The sequence below is a fragment of the Arthrobacter sp. TmtSoilC51 genome, from assembly GCF_055388015.1.
Genome location: NZ_AP035877.1, coordinates 73,073 through 96,381, shown reverse-complemented (window position 1 = coordinate 96,381; position 23,309 = coordinate 73,073). Strand labels below are relative to the sequence as shown.

At 63.2% G+C, this 23,309-nt stretch carries 24 protein-coding genes and 2 pseudogenes; 12 read left to right on the top strand and 14 right to left on the bottom strand.

The window, feature by feature from the left end; genetic code table 11:
• Window positions 1-23 precede the first annotated feature (23 nt).
• From tilS to dacB, 3 genes are all read right to left on the bottom strand, one after another.
• Complete coding sequence (gene tilS / locus ACZ5G6_RS00490; RefSeq protein ID WP_346347181.1) at window positions 24-1,094, bottom strand: tRNA lysidine(34) synthetase TilS; 1,071 nt, start codon at window positions 1,092-1,094, stop codon at window positions 24-26.
• Between the two features lie 125 nt (window positions 1,095-1,219).
• The gene (locus tag ACZ5G6_RS00485; RefSeq protein ID WP_223935283.1) at window positions 1,220-2,341 is read right to left on the bottom strand and encodes a zinc-dependent metalloprotease; all 1,122 of its coding nucleotides are present in this window, start codon (window positions 2,339-2,341) and stop codon (window positions 1,220-1,222) included.
• Window positions 2,342-2,415: 74 nt separating this feature from the next.
• Window positions 2,416-3,861 carry a D-alanyl-D-alanine carboxypeptidase/D-alanyl-D-alanine endopeptidase gene (dacB, locus tag ACZ5G6_RS00480; RefSeq protein ID WP_498688656.1) on the bottom strand — a complete coding sequence of 482 codons (1,446 nt, stop codon included), beginning with the start codon at window positions 3,859-3,861 and terminating at the stop codon, window positions 2,416-2,418.
• Window positions 3,862-4,004: 143 nt separating this feature from the next.
• On the opposite strand from dacB, the gene ACZ5G6_RS00475 reads away from it, so the two are divergent.
• From ACZ5G6_RS00475 to ACZ5G6_RS00450, 6 genes are all read left to right on the top strand, one after another.
• A complete protein-coding gene (locus ACZ5G6_RS00475) occupies window positions 4,005-4,493 on the top strand; it encodes an inorganic diphosphatase (RefSeq protein WP_144663396.1) in 489 nt (162 codons plus the stop codon).
• A 199-nt stretch (window positions 4,494-4,692) separates the two neighbouring features.
• Window positions 4,693-5,673, top strand: a complete 981-nt coding sequence (locus ACZ5G6_RS00470) for a hypothetical protein (RefSeq protein ID WP_223935281.1) — start codon at window positions 4,693-4,695, stop codon at window positions 5,671-5,673.
• Window positions 5,670-6,446: a hypothetical protein gene (locus tag ACZ5G6_RS00465; RefSeq protein WP_223935280.1), complete on the top strand. Its 777-nt coding sequence runs from the start codon at window positions 5,670-5,672 to the stop codon at window positions 6,444-6,446. The genes ACZ5G6_RS00470 and ACZ5G6_RS00465 overlap by 4 nt, the downstream gene beginning before the upstream one ends.
• 4 nt (window positions 6,447-6,450) lie before the next feature.
• Entirely contained in the window at window positions 6,451-7,086 is a 636-nt protein-coding gene (locus tag ACZ5G6_RS00460) for an RDD family protein (protein ID WP_223935279.1), read from the top strand.
• Window positions 7,031-7,708 (top strand): hypothetical protein, encoded by a 678-nt coding sequence (locus ACZ5G6_RS00455; protein WP_498688653.1) that lies wholly within the window; start codon window positions 7,031-7,033, stop codon window positions 7,706-7,708. The genes ACZ5G6_RS00460 and ACZ5G6_RS00455 overlap by 56 nt, the downstream gene beginning before the upstream one ends.
• An 84-nt stretch (window positions 7,709-7,792) precedes the next feature.
• A complete protein-coding gene (locus tag ACZ5G6_RS00450; protein ID WP_223935277.1) occupies window positions 7,793-8,392 on the top strand; it encodes a hypothetical protein in 600 nt (199 codons plus the stop codon).
• Window positions 8,393-8,485: 93 nt separating this feature from the next.
• On the opposite strand, the gene ACZ5G6_RS00445 is transcribed toward ACZ5G6_RS00450, so the two are convergent.
• From ACZ5G6_RS00445 to ACZ5G6_RS00435, 3 genes are read right to left on the bottom strand one after another with little or no spacing between them, the layout of a single operon-like run.
• The gene (locus tag ACZ5G6_RS00445; RefSeq protein ID WP_498688651.1) at window positions 8,486-9,061 is read right to left on the bottom strand and encodes a DUF3618 domain-containing protein; all 576 of its coding nucleotides are present in this window, start codon (window positions 9,059-9,061) and stop codon (window positions 8,486-8,488) included.
• On the bottom strand, window positions 9,058-9,489 hold the full coding sequence (locus ACZ5G6_RS00440; protein WP_498688650.1) for a phage holin family protein: 432 nt from the start codon (window positions 9,487-9,489) through the stop codon (window positions 9,058-9,060). Before ACZ5G6_RS00440 ends, ACZ5G6_RS00445 begins: the two co-directional genes overlap by 4 nt.
• A complete protein-coding gene (locus ACZ5G6_RS00435; protein WP_498688648.1) occupies window positions 9,486-10,505 on the bottom strand; it encodes a F0F1 ATP synthase subunit B family protein in 1,020 nt (339 codons plus the stop codon). Before ACZ5G6_RS00435 ends, ACZ5G6_RS00440 begins: the two co-directional genes overlap by 4 nt.
• 162 nt (window positions 10,506-10,667) lie before the next feature.
• On the opposite strand from ACZ5G6_RS00435, the gene ACZ5G6_RS00430 reads away from it, so the two are divergent.
• Complete coding sequence (locus ACZ5G6_RS00430; RefSeq protein ID WP_498688647.1) at window positions 10,668-11,750, top strand: FUSC family protein; 1,083 nt, start codon at window positions 10,668-10,670, stop codon at window positions 11,748-11,750.
• Between the two features lie 232 nt (window positions 11,751-11,982).
• On the opposite strand, the pseudogene ACZ5G6_RS00425 reads toward ACZ5G6_RS00430, so the two are convergent.
• The 3 genes and pseudogenes from ACZ5G6_RS00425 to ACZ5G6_RS00415 form a co-directional block, all read right to left on the bottom strand.
• Window positions 11,983-12,493, bottom strand: a pseudogene (locus ACZ5G6_RS00425) (glycosyltransferase family 1 protein); the annotation flags it as partial.
• Window positions 12,490-13,579: pseudogene (locus ACZ5G6_RS00420) on the bottom strand (glycosyltransferase family 9 protein). The pseudogenes ACZ5G6_RS00420 and ACZ5G6_RS00425, both read right to left, overlap by 4 nt.
• The gene (locus ACZ5G6_RS00415) at window positions 13,576-14,154 is read right to left on the bottom strand and encodes a D-glycero-alpha-D-manno-heptose-1,7-bisphosphate 7-phosphatase (protein ID WP_498688646.1); all 579 of its coding nucleotides are present in this window, start codon (window positions 14,152-14,154) and stop codon (window positions 13,576-13,578) included. The pseudogene ACZ5G6_RS00420 and the gene ACZ5G6_RS00415 overlap by 4 nt, the downstream one beginning before the upstream one ends.
• A 107-nt stretch (window positions 14,155-14,261) precedes the next feature.
• Here ACZ5G6_RS00415 and ACZ5G6_RS00410 point away from each other — a divergent pair, with 107 nt between their 5' ends.
• A complete protein-coding gene (locus ACZ5G6_RS00410) occupies window positions 14,262-15,212 on the top strand; it encodes a glycosyltransferase family 9 protein (protein WP_498688645.1) in 951 nt (316 codons plus the stop codon).
• Window positions 15,213-15,296: 84 nt separating this feature from the next.
• Here ACZ5G6_RS00410 and ACZ5G6_RS00405 read toward each other — a convergent pair whose 3' ends face one another.
• On the bottom strand, window positions 15,297-16,067 hold the full coding sequence (locus ACZ5G6_RS00405; RefSeq protein ID WP_498688643.1) for a sigma-70 family RNA polymerase sigma factor: 771 nt from the start codon (window positions 16,065-16,067) through the stop codon (window positions 15,297-15,299).
• A 141-nt stretch (window positions 16,068-16,208) separates the two neighbouring features.
• On the opposite strand from ACZ5G6_RS00405, the gene ACZ5G6_RS00400 reads away from it, so the two are divergent.
• Window positions 16,209-16,949, top strand: a complete 741-nt coding sequence (locus ACZ5G6_RS00400) for a GAF and ANTAR domain-containing protein (protein ID WP_223935262.1) — start codon at window positions 16,209-16,211, stop codon at window positions 16,947-16,949.
• Window positions 16,950-16,990: 41 nt separating this feature from the next.
• Window positions 16,991-17,440: an SRPBCC family protein gene (locus tag ACZ5G6_RS00395; RefSeq protein ID WP_223935261.1), complete on the top strand. Its 450-nt coding sequence runs from the start codon at window positions 16,991-16,993 to the stop codon at window positions 17,438-17,440.
• Window positions 17,441-17,493: 53 nt separating this feature from the next.
• On the opposite strand, the gene ACZ5G6_RS00390 is transcribed toward ACZ5G6_RS00395, so the two are convergent.
• Window positions 17,494-18,339, bottom strand: coding sequence for an HAD family hydrolase (locus tag ACZ5G6_RS00390; RefSeq protein ID WP_223935260.1), 846 nt, complete (start codon window positions 18,337-18,339; stop codon window positions 17,494-17,496).
• A gap of 350 nt (window positions 18,340-18,689) precedes the next feature.
• Between ACZ5G6_RS00390 and ACZ5G6_RS00385 the strand changes: the two genes are divergently transcribed.
• Window positions 18,690-19,598: a putative endonuclease domain-containing protein gene (locus ACZ5G6_RS00385; protein WP_498688639.1), complete on the top strand. Its 909-nt coding sequence runs from the start codon at window positions 18,690-18,692 to the stop codon at window positions 19,596-19,598.
• Window positions 19,599-19,632: 34 nt separating this feature from the next.
• On the opposite strand, the gene serS is transcribed toward ACZ5G6_RS00385, so the two are convergent.
• Window positions 19,633-20,913, bottom strand: a complete 1,281-nt coding sequence (gene serS, locus ACZ5G6_RS00380) for a serine--tRNA ligase (RefSeq protein WP_498688638.1) — start codon at window positions 20,911-20,913, stop codon at window positions 19,633-19,635.
• 55 nt (window positions 20,914-20,968) lie between these two features.
• Here serS and ACZ5G6_RS00375 point away from each other — a divergent pair, with 55 nt between their 5' ends.
• Window positions 20,969-22,030: a diacylglycerol/lipid kinase family protein gene (locus ACZ5G6_RS00375; protein ID WP_498688636.1), complete on the top strand. Its 1,062-nt coding sequence runs from the start codon at window positions 20,969-20,971 to the stop codon at window positions 22,028-22,030.
• Here the strand turns inward: ACZ5G6_RS00375 and ACZ5G6_RS00370 are convergent.
• Window positions 22,027-22,257, bottom strand: a complete 231-nt coding sequence (locus ACZ5G6_RS00370) for a hypothetical protein (protein WP_498688634.1) — start codon at window positions 22,255-22,257, stop codon at window positions 22,027-22,029. The genes ACZ5G6_RS00375 and ACZ5G6_RS00370 overlap by 4 nt on opposite strands.
• Before the next feature lie 118 nt (window positions 22,258-22,375).
• Window positions 22,376-23,305 carry a prephenate dehydratase gene (gene pheA, locus ACZ5G6_RS00365; protein WP_498688633.1) on the bottom strand — a complete coding sequence of 310 codons (930 nt, stop codon included), beginning with the start codon at window positions 23,303-23,305 and terminating at the stop codon, window positions 22,376-22,378.
• Window positions 23,306-23,309 lie beyond the last annotated feature (4 nt).

Sequence of the window (23,309 nt, the reverse complement as noted above, 5' to 3'; positions counted from 1 at the left end):
CCTGTTTTGATGCTCGGGTGCGGCTACTGTTGGGGCGATTTCTGATGCCGGAATACTAGCTTCCCACAGCGCGCGGCCTCGCGGGGACCGCCGGTGGCCGAATCGCCCGTCCCGGCAGCAGCCGAAGCAACGGAAGAACCAGCCCGCTCCTGCTCCAAATCGCTGAGGGACAGGCGATATACGCTAACGTGGCCGGGAAGTTCAACGGGTCCCGCCGAACCCTGGCGACGAAGCAGCGCTTCCGCGGCTTGGAGCCGCCCGTACCCGGGTTGCTGGCCCCCGACGTCGGCCGCCGCCTTCGCGATGACGCGGAACCTCAACGCTGCCGGAAGCCCGCGGACGGCGTCCTCCGGCATCCACGAGCCGTCTTCAGTTCGGTGTACCAGGGAGAGATACGTCTCGTTTGCGAGATCCTCAAGGAAATCGGCGTCCTGCTGCAGAATCGCGGCAGTCCTGGCCAAAGATTCGGCAACACCCGGCCCCAGCTTTTCTTCCAGCACAGGCATGACCTCGGCGCGTGTCCGCGAGCGCGCGAACGCAGGGTCATTGTTGCTCGGATCATGCCACGGCTCCAGGTCCTCAACCTCGCAGATTTCCAGGGTTTCTTCCCGCCGGAGGCCCAGGAAGGGACGGAGCAGGCGTCCCCGGACCGGCCTCATGCCAGCCAAGGAACGTGTGCCTGAGCCACGGGCAAGGCCCAGGAGCACCTGTTCGGCCTGGTCATCCAAGGTGTGCCCGAGCAGGATGTGATCACAACCGAGGTCATCTGCGGCGGCTTCGAGTGCTGCGTGCCGGGCATCGCGGGCTGCAGCTTCAGGCCCGAACCCAGTGGATGCGACCTCCACCGTGCGCACTTCTACAGGTGCAAGCCCCAGATCCCGCAATACAGCTGCCGTCCGGGAAGCTACCTCTGCCGAGCCAGCCTGAAGTTGGTGGTCAACCACGACGCCAGCCACGGAGATCGGGTGCCCGTCCACATGGCCGCGCCGGGCGAAGTATCCAGCCACAGCTGCGAGCGCAAGTGAATCCGGCCCTCCGCTGCAAGCTACGAGCACACGCTCCGGGTAACCCGCAGCGGCCAGGGCGTTCTGCAGCTGCTTCCGCGCCTTGCCGACGACTGGCGCCAAACGGCCCGGCCGGCGTCGGCCCTTGCCTGTCATTCCACTGCCGGAACCACTATCAGAACCACTATCGATGCCGCCATCAAAGACAGGTACGCTCAAAGCCCCATCCGCTCAAGCCACTGCCTGGAATTGTGGATCTCTTCCTCGGTGGGAAGGTTTTCTGCTGAGTTCCACACCTTGTTGAAGCCTTCCATTCCGCCGACTTCAACAACCTCGCGCACGAACTTTGCGCCGTCCGTGTACTGGCGCATCTTGGCGTCGAGACCGAGGAGGTTACGGATGAACTTCTCAATGATGCCGCGGTCCTTGCCGCGGTCATTGAAGCGTTGGCGGATCGTCTTCACCGACGGGACGATGCTGGAATCCACGGCATCCATCACCACATTGGCATGACCTTCGAGGAGGCTCATGACGGCAGTGATGTGGGACAGGGAAGCCTTCTCCTCGGGATCCTGCAGGAGGTCCAGAATTGCACCCCGGCCCGGCACGTTGCCCGATGCGGCGCGGTCCTTCAGGGACTTGGCTACGGCAGCCGCCCGTTCGACCAGGGAATCCATGTTGCCGAGGAGATGGCTGCTGAGCTTCTCGATTTCGCCCAGCATATGGTCGCGCAACCAAGGGGCGGCGGCAAACTGAACGCGGTGGGTTTGCTCGTGAAGGCATACCCAAAGCCTAAAGTCGTCCGGGTGCACATTGAGTTCGCGTTCCACGGAGATGATGTTGGGTGCAACGAGGAGAAGGCGCCCGCCCTGGGGAACGTGGGCTTCCGGGGCCAACGCCGCGAAGGGGTCGTATTGCCCCAGGACTTTGCTGGACAGGAAAGCAAGGATCGCACCGAGCTGGCTGCCCGTGATGGCACCGCTGGCGGCAGCGGCAGCCGGTGTCATGGACAAACTGCTGCGGGACTCCAGCATTTTCTCCAGGGCCGGCTGGAGCATGACGGAGAAGCTCTGGGTGTTGGCTTTGGACCATGAAGCGCGGTCTACGACGAGGACGTGCGAATCCCGCAGGTCCCGCGCCGCTTCAAGCCCGGTGATGTCGTGGACGTGCGGGACAGAGATATCCGCGTTGAAACGCAGGTTGTCCACCGCCTTGCCGATTTCCCCAGCGCTCAGCGCGGGACCGGGAGGGGTAAGCCGGGCAGCCGTGGAGGCGGCCAGGTCCCAATTGATCAGGGACGGGGCCCCTGCTGACGAATCTCGGGCAGATGACACCATACGGTCCATCACACCACATGACACTGACAATGGGCCCTTAAGTTCGCTCCGCGCGGAGCGGGGGGAGTTTGCTTCTAGCGGCACCCGCAAGAGGCCAGCACAGACGCCGAGCGGTCCATCGCCACCTTGTTTCCAGCAGCACCCGGTTCCAGGCCATTGCCGATGAACGAGAACACCAGTAGTCGCCCATCAGCGTCAACGACGTACCCGCTCAAAGCAATGACGGTGTTGAGCGTCCCGGTTTTGGCACGGACAAGGCCTGCACCCTCGGCAGTGCTTGGGTCCACATACCTGTCGTCCAGGGTGCCGGTAAGTCCCGCCACCGGGAATCCGTCCAGGGCGGTCCGCAGGCTGAGGTCCGGTCCGCTGGTGATGGCACGGACTACTTCCGCAAACTGGCGGGCACTGACCTGGTTCTCCAAGGCAAGGCCCGAAACATCGGCCAACTGCATCGGAGCCGCGGCGATTCCCAACTCCCCCAGCCGTTGCCGCACGGCTGCAGTGGCGCCGTCGTACGTGGCTTCCTGTCCGGAAGCAATGGCGGTCATGCGCCCGAGCGCCTCGGCCAGGAAGTTGTCCGAGGTTTCCAACATGAGGTCCACTTGCTCGCTCACGGTTGCGGACTCAGCGGCGGCCAGCACCTTCGCCGGGACGCCCTTGCCGCGTTCGACGCCGGGACGCACCTCGACGCCGGCAGCCACTAACTGTTCGGCGAAAGCCTGGGCGGTGGTGAATGCCGAATCCTGGGGACGCGCCCCGGTGGTAATCGTGGATGAATAGCGCCCGGAGTTCAGGGCGAGGGAAAACAAGGGGGCAGTCTCACCGGCGGCGACGTCGTCAAGGCTCCACGCAGGATTCAGTGGCGCGCCCGTGAACAGCGAGTCATCCACCTGCACGGTCACGGGCCCTTTGACCCCATCGGTAGCCAAAGAAGCGGCAGTATCGGCGGCCAGGGTTGCAAGCCCGGCCCGGCCCATCACAGCCGCGGGATCGGAAGCACCTCCGCCGAGCAGCACGTCCCCTCCCCCGGTCAGCACCACTGTTGACGCGTCAGCACCGGCCAACACACGGGTGGTAAAGCGCGATTCGGGACGGAGCGCCTTCAAAGCGGCCGCTGCGGTCAACAGCTTCATGTTCGACGCCGGGATGCGGTTCGCGTTGGCATCGCGGTCGAACAGGACCGTGCCTGTGGAGGCGTCCATGACCACGCCAGTGATGCTGCCGGCACCGGACGGTTTCAGGGCCTCATTCAAAAGGCGTGACAGTTCAGCTGGTACCGGTGTTGGCGCATCAGGGTCCAGGGGAAGCACGCCGTTGGCCTGGGACAGGCGGCCGGGCTCCTGCTGCCATGGCGGCGCGGAAGGTGACGGCTTGGGTGCGCTGAAGAGTCCTGGCACCATGCCGACCACCACGATCGCCCCCACGCACAGTAGAACCAACGTCAACAGCATCGGCCACTTCAAGCGCCCCCACGCCGTGGACACCCACTTCCGGGCACCCCCGTTTTTAACGCCCTTCATGCAGTTGCTTGGTCCTGTCAGTCCTGAAAATGTCCCGCCGGTTCAAGAAACCCGGGCCTCTCGCTATATCCTCAATAGTAGTCGGCGGCGCCGGCTGCACTTTCGCCTGCCGCGCCCCACCCCCACCCGTCAAGGAGCACGCCATGAAGCACGACGTGACCATCGAGATCCCCAAGGGATCGCGCGTCAAGTACGAAGTTGACCACGAAACCGGCCGCGTCCGCCTGGACCGCGTCCTCTTCACCTCCATGCAGTACCCGACGCACTACGGATTCTTTGAGAACACCCTGGGCGAAGACGGCGACCCCCTGGACGCACTGGTGCTCCTGCAGGACTTCGACCTGCACCCGGGCGTCATCGTTGAGTCCCGCCCCATCGGCGTATTCAACATGACCGACGACGGCGGCGGAGACGCCAAGGTCCTCTGCGTTCCGGTTGACGCACGCTTCGACCACATCCAGGAAGTCAGCGACGTCAGCGAATTCCTGATCAAGGAAATCGAGCACTTCTTCACACGTTACAAGGACCTGGAGCCCGGCAAGTGGGTTAAGGCCGAGGGCTGGGGCGACCGCGCCGCTGCCGAAGCCGAGCTGGAAGCTTCCATCAAGCGCTTCTCGGCCGAAGGCCACTAACGGCCCTGCCTTTGGCACGCAGGCGCCCTGCGCTTGACTTGCCCGACGGCGGCTGGTGCGGTTCCATGTGAACCGCACCAGCCGCCGTCGCACTTTAAGTCGGAGTTATGCACATGGGGATGTCTCCCCATCGCTGCCGCTTCCAGGTCCGCCTAGGCTGGGACGAGACTTTACGACGCATGTACACAGGGGGTTTCACATGGCTGGGTTCTACGGCGCGGACATTGCGCAGCTACGCAGTCTGGCCGGCGTCATGGGCAAAGCTGCCGACGCCATCAATTTGCAGAGCGCGCAGCTGTCCAACGCCATCAACTCGGCAACGGCGTGGCAAGGACGCGATGCCACAGTCTTCAAGAGCGATTGGAACAGCCAGCACAGGCAGAGCCTGGTGAAGGCCGCCAACATGCTGCGGGACAACGCGAGCCAGCTCAAGAAGCACGCCAACCAGCAGGAATTTGCAAGCCACAATGACGGCTCCGGCACATCGGTGGGCGTCCTGAAAGATGTTTATGACACAGCAACAGGTGTCAAGGAACTGGGTGCGCAGCTCTGGACTGCCTACAAGTACGGCAAGCTTGGTCACGCCGAATGGGTCAAGACCCGCGAGGTACTCACCAATTGGCGGGCCGGCGGTACAGTGCTGCGGGATGCCCTAAGTGCCCTGCGCAGCGGCGAGAAGGTCACTGACGTCATCACGGACCTCAAGGCGAACATTCCTTACAGCCAGGCTTTTCAGGACGCCACGAAGTTCTCCAAGGGCCTCCGGATCGCTGGGGCGTTGGCGGCGCCGCTAAATATCGTGGGCGGCATCAGCGACATGATCAGTCCCGAGCACGACGGTTGGCGCGGTACGGGAGACCGGGTTGCCGGCGGCCTGTCCGTAGTGGGCGGCGTGGGAAGCATCATGCTCATGACAGCTGGCGGCGCAGCCCTGCTGGGGCCCATCGGCGCCCCGATCGTGATCGGTGCGGGCATCGTTGCCGGCGCCTGGGCCCTGGGCAACCTGGTGGCTGACAACTGGGATTCCATTAGTAACTTCGCGCGGAACCCTGGCAGTTATGTCGCCGATGGCGCCCGGGAAGTGGGCAATTTTGCCAAGGATGTAGGCAGTAAGGTGGCAGACGGGGTCGGTAATGCCGCCAAGTCAGTCGGAAACTTTGTCGGAGGGATATTCGGATGACCACCAGCACCATGAAATGGACCGAACGGGACGTACAGGCTGCAGCCAAGGTCCTGGCGTCGGCCAGCGCGGTCGGCAAGTCCTTGCCGACGTTGACTGATGAAGAGGTTGTTGCACTGGACGGCGTCCAGCACGAACAAATCGTCGCCCTTCCGTGGCTCACAGCGCAGGATGCCAGTAAGGAGCTTATGTGCGCGGTGGCCCTGCGCGGACTGCTCGCCAAGGAACTCGTCTACCCTGTCATCTTTGAAGGCGAGACCGAACCCACCCGCTTGCACGCCACCGAGGAAATCACCGGTGCCCTGACGCTTCGCCGCAGCGGCAGCAGCGTTGTGTCCGTGGAACGGACCGTTTCCACCGGCAAGCGCTGGCTCTACGGCTACATCCACGATGACGGCGTGCTGCTGGAGGAAGTGGACGAAGGCGGGCTGCACGGCTTCACCGTTGTCACCCGCGATCAACTGGCTCCGCGCCTTGCTGAATTTGTTGATCCGAACACGGTGGCCCACCGCGACACTGACCCGAATGTTTACACGGAGGCCGAGTTCGAAGAGTACGCGGCGACCGCTCTGGCCGACACCCAAGCGGCCAGCAACGTGGTGGTCTTCAACGCCGACACAAACGACTTTCCTACTGTCACCGTGTACACCGGTCCCAGCAGCGTGCACGTCCTGACTCCGCGGGTAGAGGGCGAATCTGTCTCACTTGAATTGAAGGAAACTTCTTCAGCTACGTTGGCCGACGTCCTCGGCGGGCTGGCTGGGCTGGCCTGACCTCATGAGCACTCCGAAGTCCCAAACCGCCACTGGCTTGGTTGATGCCGTCAACGGCCGCCCTGTACGCCGTCATCCCGGGACTGGCGCGTACTTCGTGAAAGCATCCGGAGGAGCCCACTTCTGGGGCCGCGTCCTTGACGCAGTCGTGTTCCTTGCGGGCTACGGCGTCCTGGCCACGATCACGGCGGTTGCACGCAATGCCATGATGAACAGCGGCTCACTCCTGGCCTTCAATGACGGCTTCTGGCTGACTCTCTACGTCGTTCTCTGGTTCGTTGGCTTGTTCGTATACGGCATGATCTGGGGCACTGCCGGAAGCGTCGGCGATGCCGCTGCGGGCATGCGATCCGTGCGGATCAAGGACGGCACGACGGCGGGCGCCTGGTTGGGCGGATGGCGTGCCATCTGCTGGTCCTTCTTCCCGTTCTTCGTGGTCATGCTGATTCTGGCGGCGTTCAGCGGGAGCTCGGGCGATACGTGGGACCCGAAATTTGCCGCGCTCGATCGGCGATCCGGCGTGGCAAATGGGCAGCAGCCCGTTCCGGATCCGAAGGTCCTTGCGGCTGCCCAAGCCGCCGATATTGAGCGGCAGAACCTGCCAAATCTCTACGGCCAGCGTCCTGATGCGCGGCCGTAACTGGCTGGTAAGGCGCACTGAGCGCAGGCTCGGCCCCGAGCTGGGACAGCTACGTCATATCGCGTCCTCGCGGCACGTCTTCTGGAAGCTCCTCATTCCCTGTTTGGCAGTGGGATTCCTTTTCGGCGCAATCGGTGAGTTCATCACGCCAACAACCTCCACGCGGGAGCCTGGCCACTTCGCCGATCCGGGCCTTTTCATCGTGGCCAGCACACTTACAGGCTTGGTTCTCTGGTCCATGACACTGCTGGGCAGCTTCCGCAAGCTCCTGGTGTTCGATCGCGGGATCGTGGCCCGCTATTCCCAGACGCACAGCACGCTGGTGTTCCCGTGGGCAGAGATCGCTCCCGCTTACATCAAGGCGGTGACCACCGCGGATGGCACTGATCCCGACCGCCGCCTGGTGGCGCGGGAAAAGACGTCGCTGGGTGTTGCCGGAAGGAACGCTCTGGTCTTCCGTGCACGTAACAAGTTCTGGGTATTTTCCAGCGATGAGGATCCTGCCGCCGTAGTGGGTGCCATCCAGAATGCGATGCATAACGCCGGGATATCCGAGGCCCGCCGGGTGTCGGCAGGTGCGCTGCCCGCCGTCGTCGTCACCGGACGCACCGCCCTGGACTGACGCACCCCTGAACCAGGGGTGCTAAAGAAATAAGGAAAACAAGCCCTTGCAGAGCGGCTACCAGCCGGTAGCATGTGATCCACTATGTTCACTCTGACCATCAACCAACGCGACAGTCGTCGGGACGGTGACCTCGTGCCCGAGCTCCTCAAGGACCTGCGGCATATCCCGGCACGGCTCGACTTCGACCGTTCGGTTGAGGATGAGGTGCAGGGCATCGTCGAGTCCGGCCACCAAGCTGTCGACACAGCATTGATCGCCCTCCGCACGGGTCAGTGGTACGTGGGAATCGGCGTGGGGCCCATCAACGAACCCCTTCCCAACCAGGTCAAAGATGCTTCCGGTCACGGCCTGGTCTATGCCCGGCGGGCTGTTGACCGTCTCCGCAGCGGGAAGGAACGAATCCCCGTTGCTGTTGATGGTCCGTTCACGGCATTGGCAGCAGAAGCCGAAGCTGTATTGCGGCTTCTCGGACACATCGTGCAGCACCGGAGCGCGGCCGAGTGGCGGGTGCTGGACCTCCTCACTCCCGGTGTCCGCGGCCAGCAAAAGGCCGTGGCGCACGAGCTCGGCATCACCACGCAGGCGGTCAGCAAGGCCTTGGCCCGCGCGCAGTGGGTGGAGGAACACGCCGCGCGGCCAGCCGCAGCACGCCTGCTGCAGATGATCCTCGAAGTGCACTAATTACCTGCCGCGCACCCAACTGAGTCGCAGTTAATGCCGTTTTGAGGGCTCAAGACGGCATCTGCTGCGACTCAGTTGGGTTGAGCCATGCAATTACTGGTTGCCGAGGTTGTCCCTGGCAGTCGTGGCACGATCCTGGACATCCGCAGCCGCGGCCTGTCCTTCGTCCTTAACGTTGGCAGCTGCCTCACTGGCGCTGTCTTTGACGTTCTGGAGAGCGTCCTGCGCTGGCTCCTTGAGGTGCTCCGCCATCTCCTGCGCGGCGTGGCTCAGCTCGTCGGTCAATGGCTGGGCCGCTTCCTTGACTGCCTGTGCAGCCTCGCGCTCCGTGTCCGACGGTGGGATGAGGGCGGAAACCAACAGACCGGCACCGAAGGCGATCAAGCCGGCGGCGATGGGGTTGCCTTGGGCCTTTCGTGTAATCACCTGGGGTGCGTCGCCGATGTCCGAAACCACCCCGGAAACAGCGTCCTGGGCTTCGTGGGCTGCGTGGGCCGCCCGGTCCTGCACATCGTCGCGCGCGCCAAACACGGCCGTCTTGATCCTGTCCACCCTCCGGTTAACGATGTGCGAGGGAGTGACCTTGTCAGCAACGGCGTCAACGTTGGTACTGAGCCGCCTGCGAGTTTGTTCGATGTCGGCGCGCAGGGCGTCGGGGTTCTGCGTCATCGTGTCTCCTCAGTATTCGGTTTGAAGGTTGGAGGTATTTCCTTGACTGTCTCGGTGGTGCGCGGCATGCCCTTGATAGTGTTCAGTTCCTTCCGACCCATCGAGGCAAGCACCGCCGCGACTATGCCCCAAATGACCGCCACAACAACTGCGGACCATCCCAGGCCTATGAGCTGGCCCAAGGCCCACCAAAGCGCCAGGGACAGGAACAACATGGTCAAATGCCCGGCCCAAGCGGCTCCGGCCATCATCCCGGCGCCCTTTCCGGCCTTGGTGGCCGATTCCTTGAGCTCTACCTTGGCCAGCTCGACTTCCTGCCGCATCAACGTGGAGACGTCGCGGGTCAGGTCGCTCAGCAGTTCGCCGAGGGGTACGGTTTCCGCTTTGATGTGTGCTTCGGTGGGAGGAAGGTCGGCAGGACTACTCATCGGGGACCTCCATATACGGGATCATCGGGATCGCTGGGATCGTCGGGACGTGCGAGCGGATCACCTTGCGCCTTAACCCCGCCGGCTTCGGTTTCCGGGTACGGGACGGTTGATCCCTCGAGGCCACCGGTGGTGCCAGCGCCATATCCCGTGTCCGCTCCGGCACCCGTGGCGGTTGTTCCGGCACCAGCGGTTGTTCCGGCACCCGTCGTTCCGTATCCACCCGTCGTTCCGTATCCAGCGGTTGTCGCCTGTGGTCCGGGCAGGTCAACTGCCGGAGGCGACACAGCCCCACCCTGCGTGGGGTAGTACCTGGCACGTGGCGTCTGGGTGGTGGCATCCGATGTACCGGTCCCAGTCATGGGCGAGTTATCGGCCATCCCCCGTCCAAGCCGTCCGGCGAGGACACCCGCACCGGCGGCCAACAGTAAGAACGTGCCCGGCTTGCGGCGGGCAAAGCTCTTCACCTCATCCAGGAGGGAGCCCGGATCCCGGTTCTCCAACCATTGGGCAATGGAGGAAGACCGTTGGGCCGCTTGCTGGACCAAGTCCGTGGCCACCCCACCGTCTTGGGACGCATTGGCCATGGTGGATAGCTCGTCGGAGATGGACCGCAAGCCTTCGGCAACCCTCTGCTGTTGGGTAGCGGCCTGCTCTGTCAACTCACCCTTGGTCTGCGTCAGCAACTGCCGCGCGTTTATCTTGACTTCCTGGGCCACGTTTCCGGCCTCGGCCTTGGCTGTTTCGACGACCCCGCCAGCTGCATCGCGCGCTACTTCAGCTACTTCGGCAGCCTCTTGCTTGGCGGAATCAACGGTCCCGGATCCCCCGGTCGTGCTTCCGTAACCGGTGCCTCCATAACCGGTGGTTCCCGCTTCGGCGTCGGTTTCCATGCCGGTGGGTTCGGTTTCGACCGGCGAGTCCAGGTAACTTCCCGAATATGGCTCGGTCCCTGCGGGGACCCCAGTTCGTGGCGCCGCGAAGCTTCCGTCCTGCGGCGATTGGCTCTCAGTCATTGTCGCTCTCTTTCCACAGTTGGCAGGCTGCGGACAGCAGCCGGGATAGTAAGTATCGTTACTATCAATGGGTGTGTACCCGCTTGCGGGGGATTCAATCGCCCCATACCGAATCGAAATCCCGACTCGACACACGGAGCAAGACCTGCCAACGTTGGATCAATGAGCCACAAGCCCTATAGGCGGCGGCTGATTCCCGCGCTTCGAAAAGCCGTAACGCGTCACCGACTCCTGTTCGCCGTCAAAACCGCTGCGGCGGCCGGACTGGCCTGGTACCTCGCGCCCTTCATGCCAGGTCCTGCGGCGTCCTACCCTTATTACGCACCGCTCGGCGCACTGGTGAGCATGCATCCCACAGTGGCGGATTCCGCCAGGAACGGCCTGCAGAGCCTCATGGGCCTCGCCTTGGGCATTGGCATGGCTTTCGCCGTGACCACTGTGGCAGCACCCACGGCATTGGCAGTTGCCTTGGTGGTGGGATTGGGCGTGATCATCGGTGGTCTCCCCCGACTGGGCGCCGCCTCCGAATGGGTTCCCATGGCGGCCCTGTTCGTCCTTGTCCTTGGGGACTCCAATGCAGAGGGCTTCTCCTTTGCCTACGTCCTGCAAATGGCCATGGGTGTTGCAGTTGGCTTCGCTGTCAATTGGCTGGTGTTTCCACCGCTGCACCTCGAAGGAATAGACCCCGCTCTGGCAGGGCACCAACGGGCTTTGTCCCAACAATTGAAGGACATGGCACGCGCCATGGAGGAATCGTGGCCGCCCAACCATGAAGCGTGGGCCAGTCGCAGCGGCGAACTGGCAGCAACCGCCGCAGCAGTGCGGACCGCCGTCCATGAAGCGGAATTGAGCGCGAAAGCGAACCCCAGGTCCCGGCGTCGTGCTGGCCGCCTGCCAAGCGATCTGGCTGGCTTGCGCACTGTGGAGCGGCTGACGTTCCACGTGCAGGACATCACGGACGTCCTGGCCAGCGTGATCTGGGAAGAGGACGCCGGGACCGTCATTCCGGACAGCGTCATAGCGAATCTGTCCGAGGCACTGGAGGCGGTGTCAAGCGTCATTGATCAGTGGCGTGACGGGGAAGCCGGGGAATTGAAGAGCCATTTGGCAGGGGCGAAGGAAAGCGTATCGGCTCTCGGGGATGCGGTCACGGAAGCTGCTGCTGGCCAGGCCTCGGTGAACGCGGCGGCGTCAGTGGCCATGAGCCTGCGCAGAATCATCACCGTGGTTTCCACGGCGGATTAGAAGCCCCGAACAGCAAAGCTAGCGTGGCGTCAACGGCGGCGAGGCCTTCCGTCCCTTGCCGGCGCCGAGGCCATCCAGCACTTCCGTCAGGGCACCGCGGCGGTCCGGGAGGCATCGAGCCAGCCCGCCTTCGCAGCGGCCCGGGCCTCTCCGACGTTGGGCGTCACGACGGCGACACCGGCCCGGGCGCGCCTGAGTTGGCTGGCGGCGTCGTGACCATCACGCGCAAGCAGAGCATCCGGCGGGCGAACCGTTGAAGTTCGTCCACATTGTTCGAGACAAGTCCGGCTCCCTCCGGGACAGCGCGGGTCGCCTCAGTGGTTGCGAGCGCCAGGACCGGCATTCCGAGGTGCATGGCTTGCTCGTTGACAACCACACCCATTTCTTCGCTTTCACCGGTATAGAGCAGGCCGGGATCGGGGATGCCGTGCTCGATCACCACTGTCGGCGTGTATCCGGTGTCCCAGAAGAACTGGTTGACGTGCGTCGCATGAACCACCGGGATGTCGTGCTGATCGGCCAGTGGATGGAGTGTGAACGGGACGTTGCAGGACCACCACGTCCACGCTGTCCGGATCGACGGTATCGAGGTCAATCTCCTGCGCGGCCACCGGCCACTCACGGCCACCCCGCCCCAAACCCCAAGCACCGCCGTCGGGCTCTACCGGAAGGAGGTATTCGTGCCGGCCCCTGACGAAAGCCTCCACCCATCCTCCGTGGATGTGCCAGACCAGGATCCTCATGGTTTCCACACCTTCCTTCGGGTACTGAGGGAGGAAACTCCCCCCAATAGCCGTTCCACCGCCTCCAGGACTTGTTCCGGGGTGACCGAACTGAGGCAGGGGTGGCCCGGAACCGGGCAGGTTCGTGCCCGCGTGTTCCTGCACGCTGCTTCCTGGTCGCCGAGCAGTTCCAGCGGAACGCCGTAGGGCGCCCAACGAATGGCTGGAACCACGGGGGCGAACAGGCACACCACCGGCGTTCCGACCGCTGCGGCAAGGTGTGCGGGTCCCGTGTTGCCGGTGACCACGACGGCGGGCGCCCGCGAGTACCGCCGCCAGCGTGCGCAAGTCTGTCCTGCCCCCGAGATTGCTCGCCGAAGGCCCTGCCACAGTTGCCGTCAGCGATGTTTCGCCCGGCGTCCCCGTGACCACCACGCGGTGCCCGTACGCTTCAAGGAGTTCCACTGTGGCCGCGTGGTGGAGTGCAGGCCATGCCCTCGCCGGAGCGGCTGCGCCAGGATGGACCACGATGTATGGGCCCTTTTGGGTGAGTTCGTCCACCAGCTCTTCGGGTTCGCCCATCGGCTTGATGTGCAGCTTGGCGTCGTCCCCTTGGGGAAGCTGAAAGCCGGCCGCCTGCGCAATCCCCAAAGCGCGGACCACTTCAGGTTGGTCCTCGGGGAAGTCTTCGCCGGGTTTCAACCGGATGTCCAGGAGGGAGCCCGCATAGTCAGTGGAGGCGCCCGTGATGTGTTCGACGCCTGCCAGCCGGAGCAACAGTGCCAGCGGAAGCGGGGACTGGTGGAAGGAAGTGAGGATCACGGCTTCCTCAATCCTGGAACTGCGCACGAACTCGATCAGGCCATTGGTCAGTTCAGCCGTCGCAGCCGGCGGCGGATTGACGATCCATGGGCACGGCCATGTGTGGATCTGCGTCACTCCCGGGAGCATTTCCGCGGCACCGGCACCTTCGGGGCCACAGAGGAGGACGACGTCGTTGGCTCGGCTGCCGTCCGGCCTGCTTCCGTTCGCCACGGCACGCACGGCGGGTCCGGCAAGGAGGACATCGCCCATGCTGTCCAGCCGGGCCACCAGGACGCGGCTCATGCAGGTGGGTCCTGCCTGGCGTCGGGTTTCCGCGATGCTCCCCCTGTCGCCGCGCCCAACAACAGCTCGACGGCGCCATGCCGGTTCTCCGCCACTACCTCTGCAGCTTCGATTTCCTCGATCCGGGTTACGTGGGTGGGCACCAGTACGGCACGCGAGCCGGCCGCGGCCGCCGCTTCCATGTCTGCACCGATGTCGCCAACAAAGGCCACCTGGGAAGGGTGCAGCCCCAGCGTGCAGCACGCGGCGAGAATCATTCCCGGCGCAGGCTTACGGCAGGCGCAGCCATCCACTGGATCGTGCGGGCAGATTTCCCACACATCGAACGGGCCGAGGAGCTCGTCCACGCGCTGGTTCACGGCGAGGACCTGATTCATGGTCAGCAAGCCACGGGCAATGCCCGACTGGTTGCTCACGACACCTGTTGCCAGTCCGGCCCGGCGTACGCGCTCCAGTGCCGGAAGGGCACTTTCCATGGGCCGCACCAGTTGCGGGTCGCGGTTATATGGCACGTCAACGACGAGCGTCCCATCGCGGTCAAACAGGACCACTTTCAACGTTCCAGTTCCTCCCATACCCGCAACGTTCCCCAGTTCTCCCGACGCTAAACAGTGCGACGACGACAAGTTTCCCGGGGCCCCGGCGTCCACAGAGGCCGTTAGACTCCTAGCGGGAGGCCACCATGGACACAGCCGAAATGACCGGACAACCCCTGCTGCTTGCCCTGCGCGCCTTGAAACTCGGGGACCTCCTGGTTGCCGTTCCGGCGCTGCGCGGACTGCGCCGGGCGTTCCCGGAACACCGGATTTTGTATGCGGCGCCAGCTTGGATTGCCGAGGCCCTGGACCTGGTGGGCGGCATCGACCACCTGCCCACGCCGGGCCTCGATGACCCCCTGGCCATTCCCCCCGGCGCTGTGGATATCGCCGCGAACCTGCACGGGAATGGACCCGAAAGCCGCCAACGCATCAAAGAACTTCAAGCCACGCGGGTGCTCGCGCACCAAGCGCCGGGGCTCGACGGGCCGATATGGACAACCGGCATCCCCGAGCGCGAGCGCTGGACCCGTTTGCTCAATTGGCACGGCATCGATGCTGATCCCCTGGACTACCGCCTCAACAAGCCAAGCGTTCCCTCACCCCGGCGCGGCGCCACCGTAATCCATGTGGGTGCCGCGTACGGCAGCAGGCTCTGGCCCATTGAGCGATTCGCGGAAGTCGCCGTTGAGCTCTCCCGGGCCGGGCACGATGTCGTGCTTACCGGTGGCACGTCAGAGCGCGAGCGCGCAATGGCGACTGCCGCCTTGGCGAAGCTCAACGGAGCAAACCTCGACGACGTCGTGCTGGCCGGGCGACAGGGCCTCGCAGAGTTTGCAGCGACCATCGCCGATGCCCGGCTTGTGGTCTCCGCGGACACCGGCGCCGCCCACTTGGCGTCCGCCTATGCCCGCCCGTCCGTAGTCCTCTTCGGCCCGGCTCCCGCCGAAGAATGGGGTCCGCCTCCCGGACCGCACGTGGTGCTCACCGCCGTCGAACTCCGCCGCGGTGACGTATTTGCCGCCGATCCCGATCCAGCGCTCCTTGCCGTGACCGTTCGTGATGTGTTGGAAGCCGTGGAGGGACTGGGCTGCTGAGTCTTGACGGCTCTTGTTGTGGCACTGGTTCTTGTTGTGGCACTGGTTCTTGTTGTGGCACTGGTTCTTGTTGTGGCAGTGTTCTTAAGGCGCCGTTCCGTCCTGGAGGTGCGCTTCCTCATCCAGCAATTGCGTCTGCAGGGACACCAGGATCCTGGAAAGCCGCCGCGAGACCTGCATCTGGGACATCCCCAGTGCCTCGGCGATCGTGGACTGCGTTTCCTCCCGGTAGTACCGACGGTAAAGGAGGTGTCTGTCTTCCGCATACAAGCCCCGGATTGCATTCCGCAGCGCGAGCACATCCTCCAAGCGATCCGTAGGGCAGCCGAAAGCTGAAAGGAATCCTTGCAGGCCGTCGCGGCCCTCCGCAGCCGGAGCGTCGAGGGAATCCGGCCGCTTGCTGGTGCCGGCCATCAACGCTTCCCTGACTTGGCAGGGTTCCAGCCGAAGGTCCATCGCCACTTCTTCGGGCGTTGGAGTCCTCTGCAGCTTCTGCGTCAGTTCCTCTGTTCTGGCGAGCACTTGGCGCCGCACATCCTGGATGGGCCTCGGTGGCCGCACCACCCAGCAGTGATCGCGGAGATACCTCTTGACCTCACCCGCAATGGTCGGGGCGGCATAGGCCGGGAAACTGACGCCTTTGCTTTCGTCATATCCTCGCGCCGCCTTGATCAAGCCCATGTACGCAACCTGCCGGACGTCGTCGAGGTCGTGCGTGTGGGCTGAATACCTGGCGGCAATGGACTTTGCAAGATTGAGATGGTCCAAAACCAAGCTGTCCTGGAAACTTTGGCGGATGGTGCTCTCCGGCGCAGGGTGCCGGGTTTGGACGTCGAATGGTCGGGCTTGTCGCATGTGGCTTCAATCCTTAGACCTGCTGGGGTAGGTGAGCCCACGTCAAGACTCCTTAAAAAGAGAAGCACACTTACTATTAGCTTTCAACGGGTATTCAGGACTACGCTCGAAGGGTAGCCTCGTCCAGGATCGGAGATCCACGTGGAAGACCAACAACTCACCGAGCCCCAACTTGTTGCAGCGGACATCCAGGACCTACTCCTCGATACACCGGACGTGGAAGCCTTCCTTACCGAGCTGGCACGCCACTCCGCGGCGATATTCTCCCAGCCGGGCAACGAAGTATTTTGCGGCATCACCCTGCTCAGACATCGCGCGGCCGCCACAGTGGCCAGCAGCAGCGAACGCGCGCAGATGCTGGACGAACTCCAGTACCAGTTCGCTGATGGCCCGTGCATCCATTGCTGCCAGCAGGGCACGCAAGTACACATTCCGGACTTCGAAAAAGACAACACTTGGCCTGACTACAACGAAATGGCCGTGGCGAATGGTGTTCATTCAGTCCTGGCTGTGCCCTTCCCAATGGCGGATGACTCGGCACGGGCCGGGCTCAACCTCTACTCCGAACGGCCCAACGGCTTTGACCAAGCCGCAGTGCAGCGGGCCAGTGATTATGTCCAGCAGGCATCCAAGGGCCTTCAACTGGCGGTGCTGATCGCGCAGCATAGCCAGACCGCCGCCAACCTGCGCGCGGCCATGGCATCCCGGACGGTCATCGACGTCGCCACGGGCATCATCATCGCCCAAAACAGGTGCAGCCAAGCTGAAGCCGTGGAGCTCATCAAAAAGGCCTCAAGCAACCGGAACGTCAAGCTCCGGGACGTGGCGCAGGCAATCGTTGACTCAGCCGGCGGCGGCCCCGTCCAAACCCATTTCACTTAACCCCTCACCTAAACCAGAACAATCCAAACGAGGTGTGTCCCATGCAAACGGTCACGAAGGCCATCGAGGTAGAGGTGCCGGTATCGGTCGCCTATAACCAATGGACCCAGTTCGAAAAGTTTCCCGAGTTCATGAGCGGCGTGGAAAGTGTCCGCCAGATCGATGATTCAACACTGCACTTCTCAACCAAGGTGGGCGGGGTAAGGCGCGAATATGACGCTCGCATCACCCAACAAGTTCCGGATACCGTGATCGCCTGGGAAAGCATCGACGCACCACGCAACGCCGGCTCAGTCCGCTTCGACAACCTTGGACCCGGGCACTGCGGCGTCAACGTGACCCTGGAATGGGAGCCCGAAGGATTCGTGGAGAAGGCCGGCGCCGCGCTCTCCGCAGACGAGATGCAGGTGGCCGCGGACCTGGACAAATTCAAGGAATTCATCGAGGACCGCGGCCACGAAACCGGTGCTTGGCGGGGGCGGGTGGACTAGCGCGCGGTTCTTCCGGGCTGAGCTGGGCGGCTGTCCGGGCTGCCGTGCGGCTGTTACAGCAGGCTACGCAAAACCAGGGCGGCGCCGTCGTCGAATACTGACGCGGTGACCTCGTCCGCGACGGCGATTACTTCCTCGGGAGCTTGGCCCATAGCCACTCCCCGGCCAGCCCATGTAAGCATCTCGATGTCATTGCGGCCATCTCCCACTGCCACCGTGTTGACCTGTTCCGTGCCGATCTTCTGGCGCAGTGCCTCAAGGGCGCTGGCCTTGGTAACGCCCTCCGCGGCAATGTCCAGCCACGCAGTCCAGCCCACCGAGTACGTCACGCCTGAAAGGCCGATGTGACGGATGGCGTGGTTGAAGTCGTCCGAAGTGTTGTCACTGCTGAAGACCACCACGCGCACGGCTGTGGCCTCCAACATGGTCTGGAAGTCCACTCCGATTGCCTCGACGCCGAAGCTGGCGTCCTGGAAGCGCTCCGTGGAGAGGAAGTTCCCATCCTCATCCTCCAGCGCGTACTTCGCGTTGGGCAGGCGTTCGCGAAGTGCCCTTAGCGCCGGGGCGGGATCGAACGTTGCCTTGTGGATGATCTCGTAGCCGGTTTCAAGGGTGGGATCCAGCCGGAGGGTCACGCCGCCATTGCAGCACACGGCGTAGCCGCGTTCCAGGCCGATCTGTTGGATGATCGGAAGGGTTGCATTGAGGGACCGGCCGGTGGCGATCATGACGTCGTGGCCGCTGGCGACCACTTGCTGCGCGGCGGTCCGGACACCTGGGGACATGTGGCCATCGTGGTCGACGAGCGTGCCGTCAACGTCCAAGGCGATCATGAGTTTGTTGTTGTCATTTGGCTGGTCATCGATGCCAGCAACTGGTGTATCAGTCAAAATAGTCATGGTTCCAGTAGATCAGACACCTCTGACACCGCACTAGGACCGAGGACACAGCACCAGATTAACGCAGCGTGAACACTCCGCGCCTAGCCCCCGCCAGTCACCCTCCACCGGACAATTCACCTTCGCGCGCGGAGGTGAATTGTCCGCTGGAGGGTGAAACGCGATGAGCTTTTCCACATAGCCCCACCTGTCGGTCCCACGGGCCCCCTCTTCCACCGAAGGTTGTTTCCATGACCGAAACAGCCGAGTTCCTAGTGTCCGCCCAGCAGAGAGCCAACACGGGAGATATTCGTTCGCTCAGCAGGCGATTTACGAAGGGTGAACTAGTCAGAGTGCGCAAGGGAGTCTATATGGACAAGAGCCGGTGGATCTCTCTGAAGCCTTGGGAGCGCTACTCCGCGACCATCAGGGCAGTCGCTTTGGAACTCCCTTCTGCACACTTTTGCTACGAGACGGCAGCCGTGCTCTGGGGGATGCAGGTTGTCGGGATCCCGGCGCACATCCATTTGGCCAATTCGTCATCCGGCCACGCTGGTTCCAAGCGATCGACCACTAAGGCCTCGGGAGACACGAAGTCGGGCAGCACAGGACTGGAGGGCATCAGGAGTTACGGCACCTATCGCCATGCCTACCAAGCGAGCCCAGTGCACCTGACCGGGCTGACCGTCACGGACCTTCACTCAACAGCGGCTGACGTAATGGCCCGGCTTCCCTTCGCACGGGCGGTGGTTCTAGCGGATCACGCCATCAGCCAAGCAAGGTTCGGACCGTCGGCCGCCAGCGTTAAAGACCTGCGTCATGCAGGAGGGAGCCTGGCATCCGGCGCCAAGAGACGGTGGGTCAGCTCGGTCCTTGACTTCGCCGATGCTCGCTCGGGTTCAGCGGGTGAGTCCCTGAGCCGTGCCCAAATGCATCTACTTGGTTTTCCAGCCCCCGAGCTTCAGGCGGAATTTTATGACGCCTTGGGATTCGTTGCCCGGACCGATTTCTACTGGCGGGGACTCAAGATTATTGGCGAGTTCGACGGAGAGGCAAAGTACCTCAATGACGAGTACCTCAACGGGGGAACTGCACGTGAAGCCGTGCTCAAGGAGAAGAAGCGCGAGGACAGACTCCGTGCCATGGGCTTCCAGGTAGTGCGGTGGGACTGGGCAACAGCCATCAGGCCGGAGAAGCTGCTTGCAAAGCTCGAAGCAGCCGGACTTTCCAGGACAGGAAACCCCGCCCTACGGACCATTCACCGCCGGGCGCGAGGGTGATTCGTCCGTTGGACGGGGTCTTCCGGGAAGAGAACTACAGGACCGGCAGAACCTCAAGCCCGCCAATGTACTTCTGCAGGGCCTTGGGAACGTTGACCGAGCCGTCCGGGTTCTGGTGGTGCTCAAGCAGGGCCACAATCCAACGGGTGGTGGCCAAGGTGCCGTTCAGGGTTGCCACGGCGCGGGTGCCCTTGGCAACGCCTTCCTCGTTGATCACGCGTTCGCGGATGTTGAGGCGGCGGGCCTGGAACGTGGTGCAGTTGGACGTAGACGTGAGCTCGCGGTAGGCGTTCTGGGTGGGAACCCAGGCTTCACAGTCGAACTTGCGGGCCGCGGACATGCCGAGGTCGCCCGCAGCTGTATCGATCACGCGGTAGGGAAGCTCGCACTTGGCCAGCATTTCCTCTTCCCAGGCAAGCAGGCGTTCGTGTTCTGCAGCAGCTTCCTCAACAGTGGTGTAGATGAACATCTCCACCTTGTTGAACTGGTGCACCCGGATGATGCCGCGGGTGTCCTTGCCGTGCGAACCGGCTTCGCGGCGGTAGCAGGAGCTCTGGCCGGCGTAGCGGATGGGGCCCCCGGAGAAGTCCAGGATCTCGTCAGCGTGGTAGCCGGCGAGGGCCACTTCCGAGGTTCCCACCAGGTAAAGGTCGTCTTCAGCGAGACGGTAGATCTCGGCGTCGTGCTTTACGTCGAAACCGGTGCCCTGCATGGTCTCCGGCCGCACCAAAGTGGGGGTGATCATCGGGACGAAGCCGGCCTCGATCGCCTGGTCCATGGCCATCTGCAGCAGAGCCATTTCCAAGCGGGCACCCACGCCACGCAGGAAGTAGAAGCGCGCACCGGAAACCTTGGCGCCGCGTTCCATGTCGATCGCACCAATGAGCTCACCGATTTCCAGGTGGTCCTTCGGCTCGAAATCGGTGAACTGACGGGGTTCGCCAACGGTCTTGACCACTACGTAGTCGTCCTCGCCGCCCTCGGGCACGCCGTCCACGATCAGGTTGGGAATGATGCGCAGCAGCTCTTCCTGCTTGGCCTGGGCGGCATCCGCCTGGGCGGAAGCGGCCTTGACCGAGTTGGCCAGTTCCTTGACCTCGGCCAGCAGGGCCTGCTTTTCCTCGCCCTTGGCCTGGGCCACCTTCTTGCCGAAGACGTTTTGCTCGGCGCGGAGGGTTTCGTAGCGGATCAGCGCGGCGCGGCGATCGGAGTCTGCGGAGATGATCGCGTCCACAACGGACTCATCGGCGCCACGGGCGCGCTGGCTGGCACGGAACTTGTCCGGATTTTCGCTGAGGTCTTTTACGTCGATCACCACACAAGAGTATCGAATCTGACGTGGCCGCCCAGGACGATAGTGTTGGAGCAGCATGAGCGACTGGATCCTGTACGTGATTCTCGCTGGGGGCGTGGTATTTGCCGTCTCCAGTTGGTGGGGTGTGCGCCGATTGCGGGCCCGGCACATCAGGAGCGCGGTTCGGGAGGGCACCCACAAACCCGAGCCTGGGCACCAGAAGGTTGCGGTGGTCCTCAACCCGGTGAAAAACAAGTCGCTCGACGCCCGCCAAGCAATCATCGACGCTTGCGACCTCGCCGGTTGGGACAGCCCGAGGTTCTTTGAAACCACTCTGGAGGACCCCGGTTACGGGCAGTCGCGCCAAGCGCTGGAGTACGGGGCCGACGTCGTTCTTGTGTGCGGCGGCGACGGTACAGTGCGCGTGGTGGCTGAGTCTCTGGCGCATAAAGGCGTGGCGATGGGCCTCATTCCCCTGGGCACCGGAAACCTCTTGGCACGCAACGTCGAACTGGACGTCAACGACATCGCCGATTGCATCCAGATCGCCCTCTTTGGCCACCAACGCTTCATCGATACCGCCAGCATGGGCATAGACAACAGCATTACCGGAGAATCATCCACGCATACATTCCTGGTGATCGCGGGTATGGGCCTGGATGCCGAGGTTGTTGGCGATACCAAGGAAGACCTGAAGAAGACCGTGGGCTGGCTGGCCTACACCGAGGCCGGGGTCCGGCATTTACCCGGCCGGCGCAAGCGGGTCACCATCACCATGGATGACCAGCCGGAGCAGGCCAGGAAAATCCGGAGCGTGCTTTTCGCCAATTGCGGCCTGATTCCGGGTGGCATTGACTTCATTCCGGAAGCCATGATCGACGACGGCATGCTGGACATCGTCGTCATGAGCCCGCGCAGCGCATTTGGATGGATCGCCATGTACGCAAAGATCCTGTTCAAGCACAAGCGGAACCTGCCGGTGATGAATTTCTACCGCTCCGGCAAGGTCACCATCCGCAGCCAGGAACCCATGGCGACGCAACTCGACGGCGACCCCGCGGGTGAGGCAACCGAGGTCACCGTTCAGGTCCAGCCCGGTTCATTGCTGGTGCGGGTACCGAAGGCTCGAACCCTCTAGACTGCGCCCTTATCGGGTTGCGCCGCATTTGCTGCGGCTGCTTCAGCCGCCGCCTTCGCTGCAGCCCGGGCCTCGGCCTGCTCACGGATCATCGCTTGTTCTTCTTCAAAACGGAGTCGATCCGCGCGGTCAGCTTCATCGCCGTCCCAGTCGTCCTTGTTCTCGCCGGAGGGCTTGGGATTGACGATCATGCCCTGGCCGTCTTTGTCATCTCGGTGGACAGTCATGACCGCTCCCTTCTTTTGGGCATTCATCCATTGCTTATGGATCAGGCAAGCATACGCACACTTGCATCACTGCGAAAGGGGTTGAAGGTTCAATTATTTGCAGCCACGCAAAGGCGGCCTAGCCCTTCAGAATTGCTTCGACCCACGCATGGGCAGAGGCAAATGCTGCGTCCGAAGTATGCGGGGCCACCACGGCGGCTTGCTTGTCGGCACGCGCATATGAGCCCAGGAAGCGAGTTGCCGGGCTGATCCGGTGAAGACCCGCGAGGGCGTCGGCAACACGGGAGTCCGACGCATGACCGTCCGCATCGATGCTGAAGAAGTAGTGGCCCAGGTACTGGCCAGTGGGGCGTGACTCGATGCGGCTAAGGTTCACACCTCGCGATGCGAATTGGTCAAGGATTTCCATGAGTGCCCCCGGGTGGTCCTCCGGCAGTGGGACAACAACGGTGGTTTTGTCCGCGCCCGTTCGTTCGGGCAATGTACCCGGCTTGCTCACCAGGATGAAGCGGGTGACTGCATCGGGGTTGTCTCCGATGTTTTCGGCCAGAACATTGAGCCCAGGTTGTTCCGCCGCAATTAGCGGGGCGCAAATAGCGGCATCGTAGGGGGCGTCTCCCTCCAGGAGGCCCATGGCAGATGCTGCGGTAGAGGAACCGGGTACATAATCCGCGTTCGGAATATGTTCGTCCACCCAGAGGCGGCACTGGGCCCACGCATGGCCGTGTGTGGAGATGCGCTTTATATCGGAAATCACGACGCCGGGCCTCGCCACGAGCACGAACGTAATAGGAACCAGGGCCTCGCGGATGATCCGGAGTTCGGGCCCTGTGGCAATGGCATCCAGCGTTGCAGTGACGCCGCCCTCCACCGAGTTCTCAATGGGAACCATGGCAGCATCGGCCTCACCATTGCGCACCCGCTCAAGGGCCGTGTTCACGTTGGTGCAAGGAATGCGGGTGGCATCAGCGGCGCCGGGGACCTGCATGAGGGCGGCCTCAGTGAACGTTCCTTCCGGGCCCAGGAACGTATAGGTAGGTGCTGACATGGGA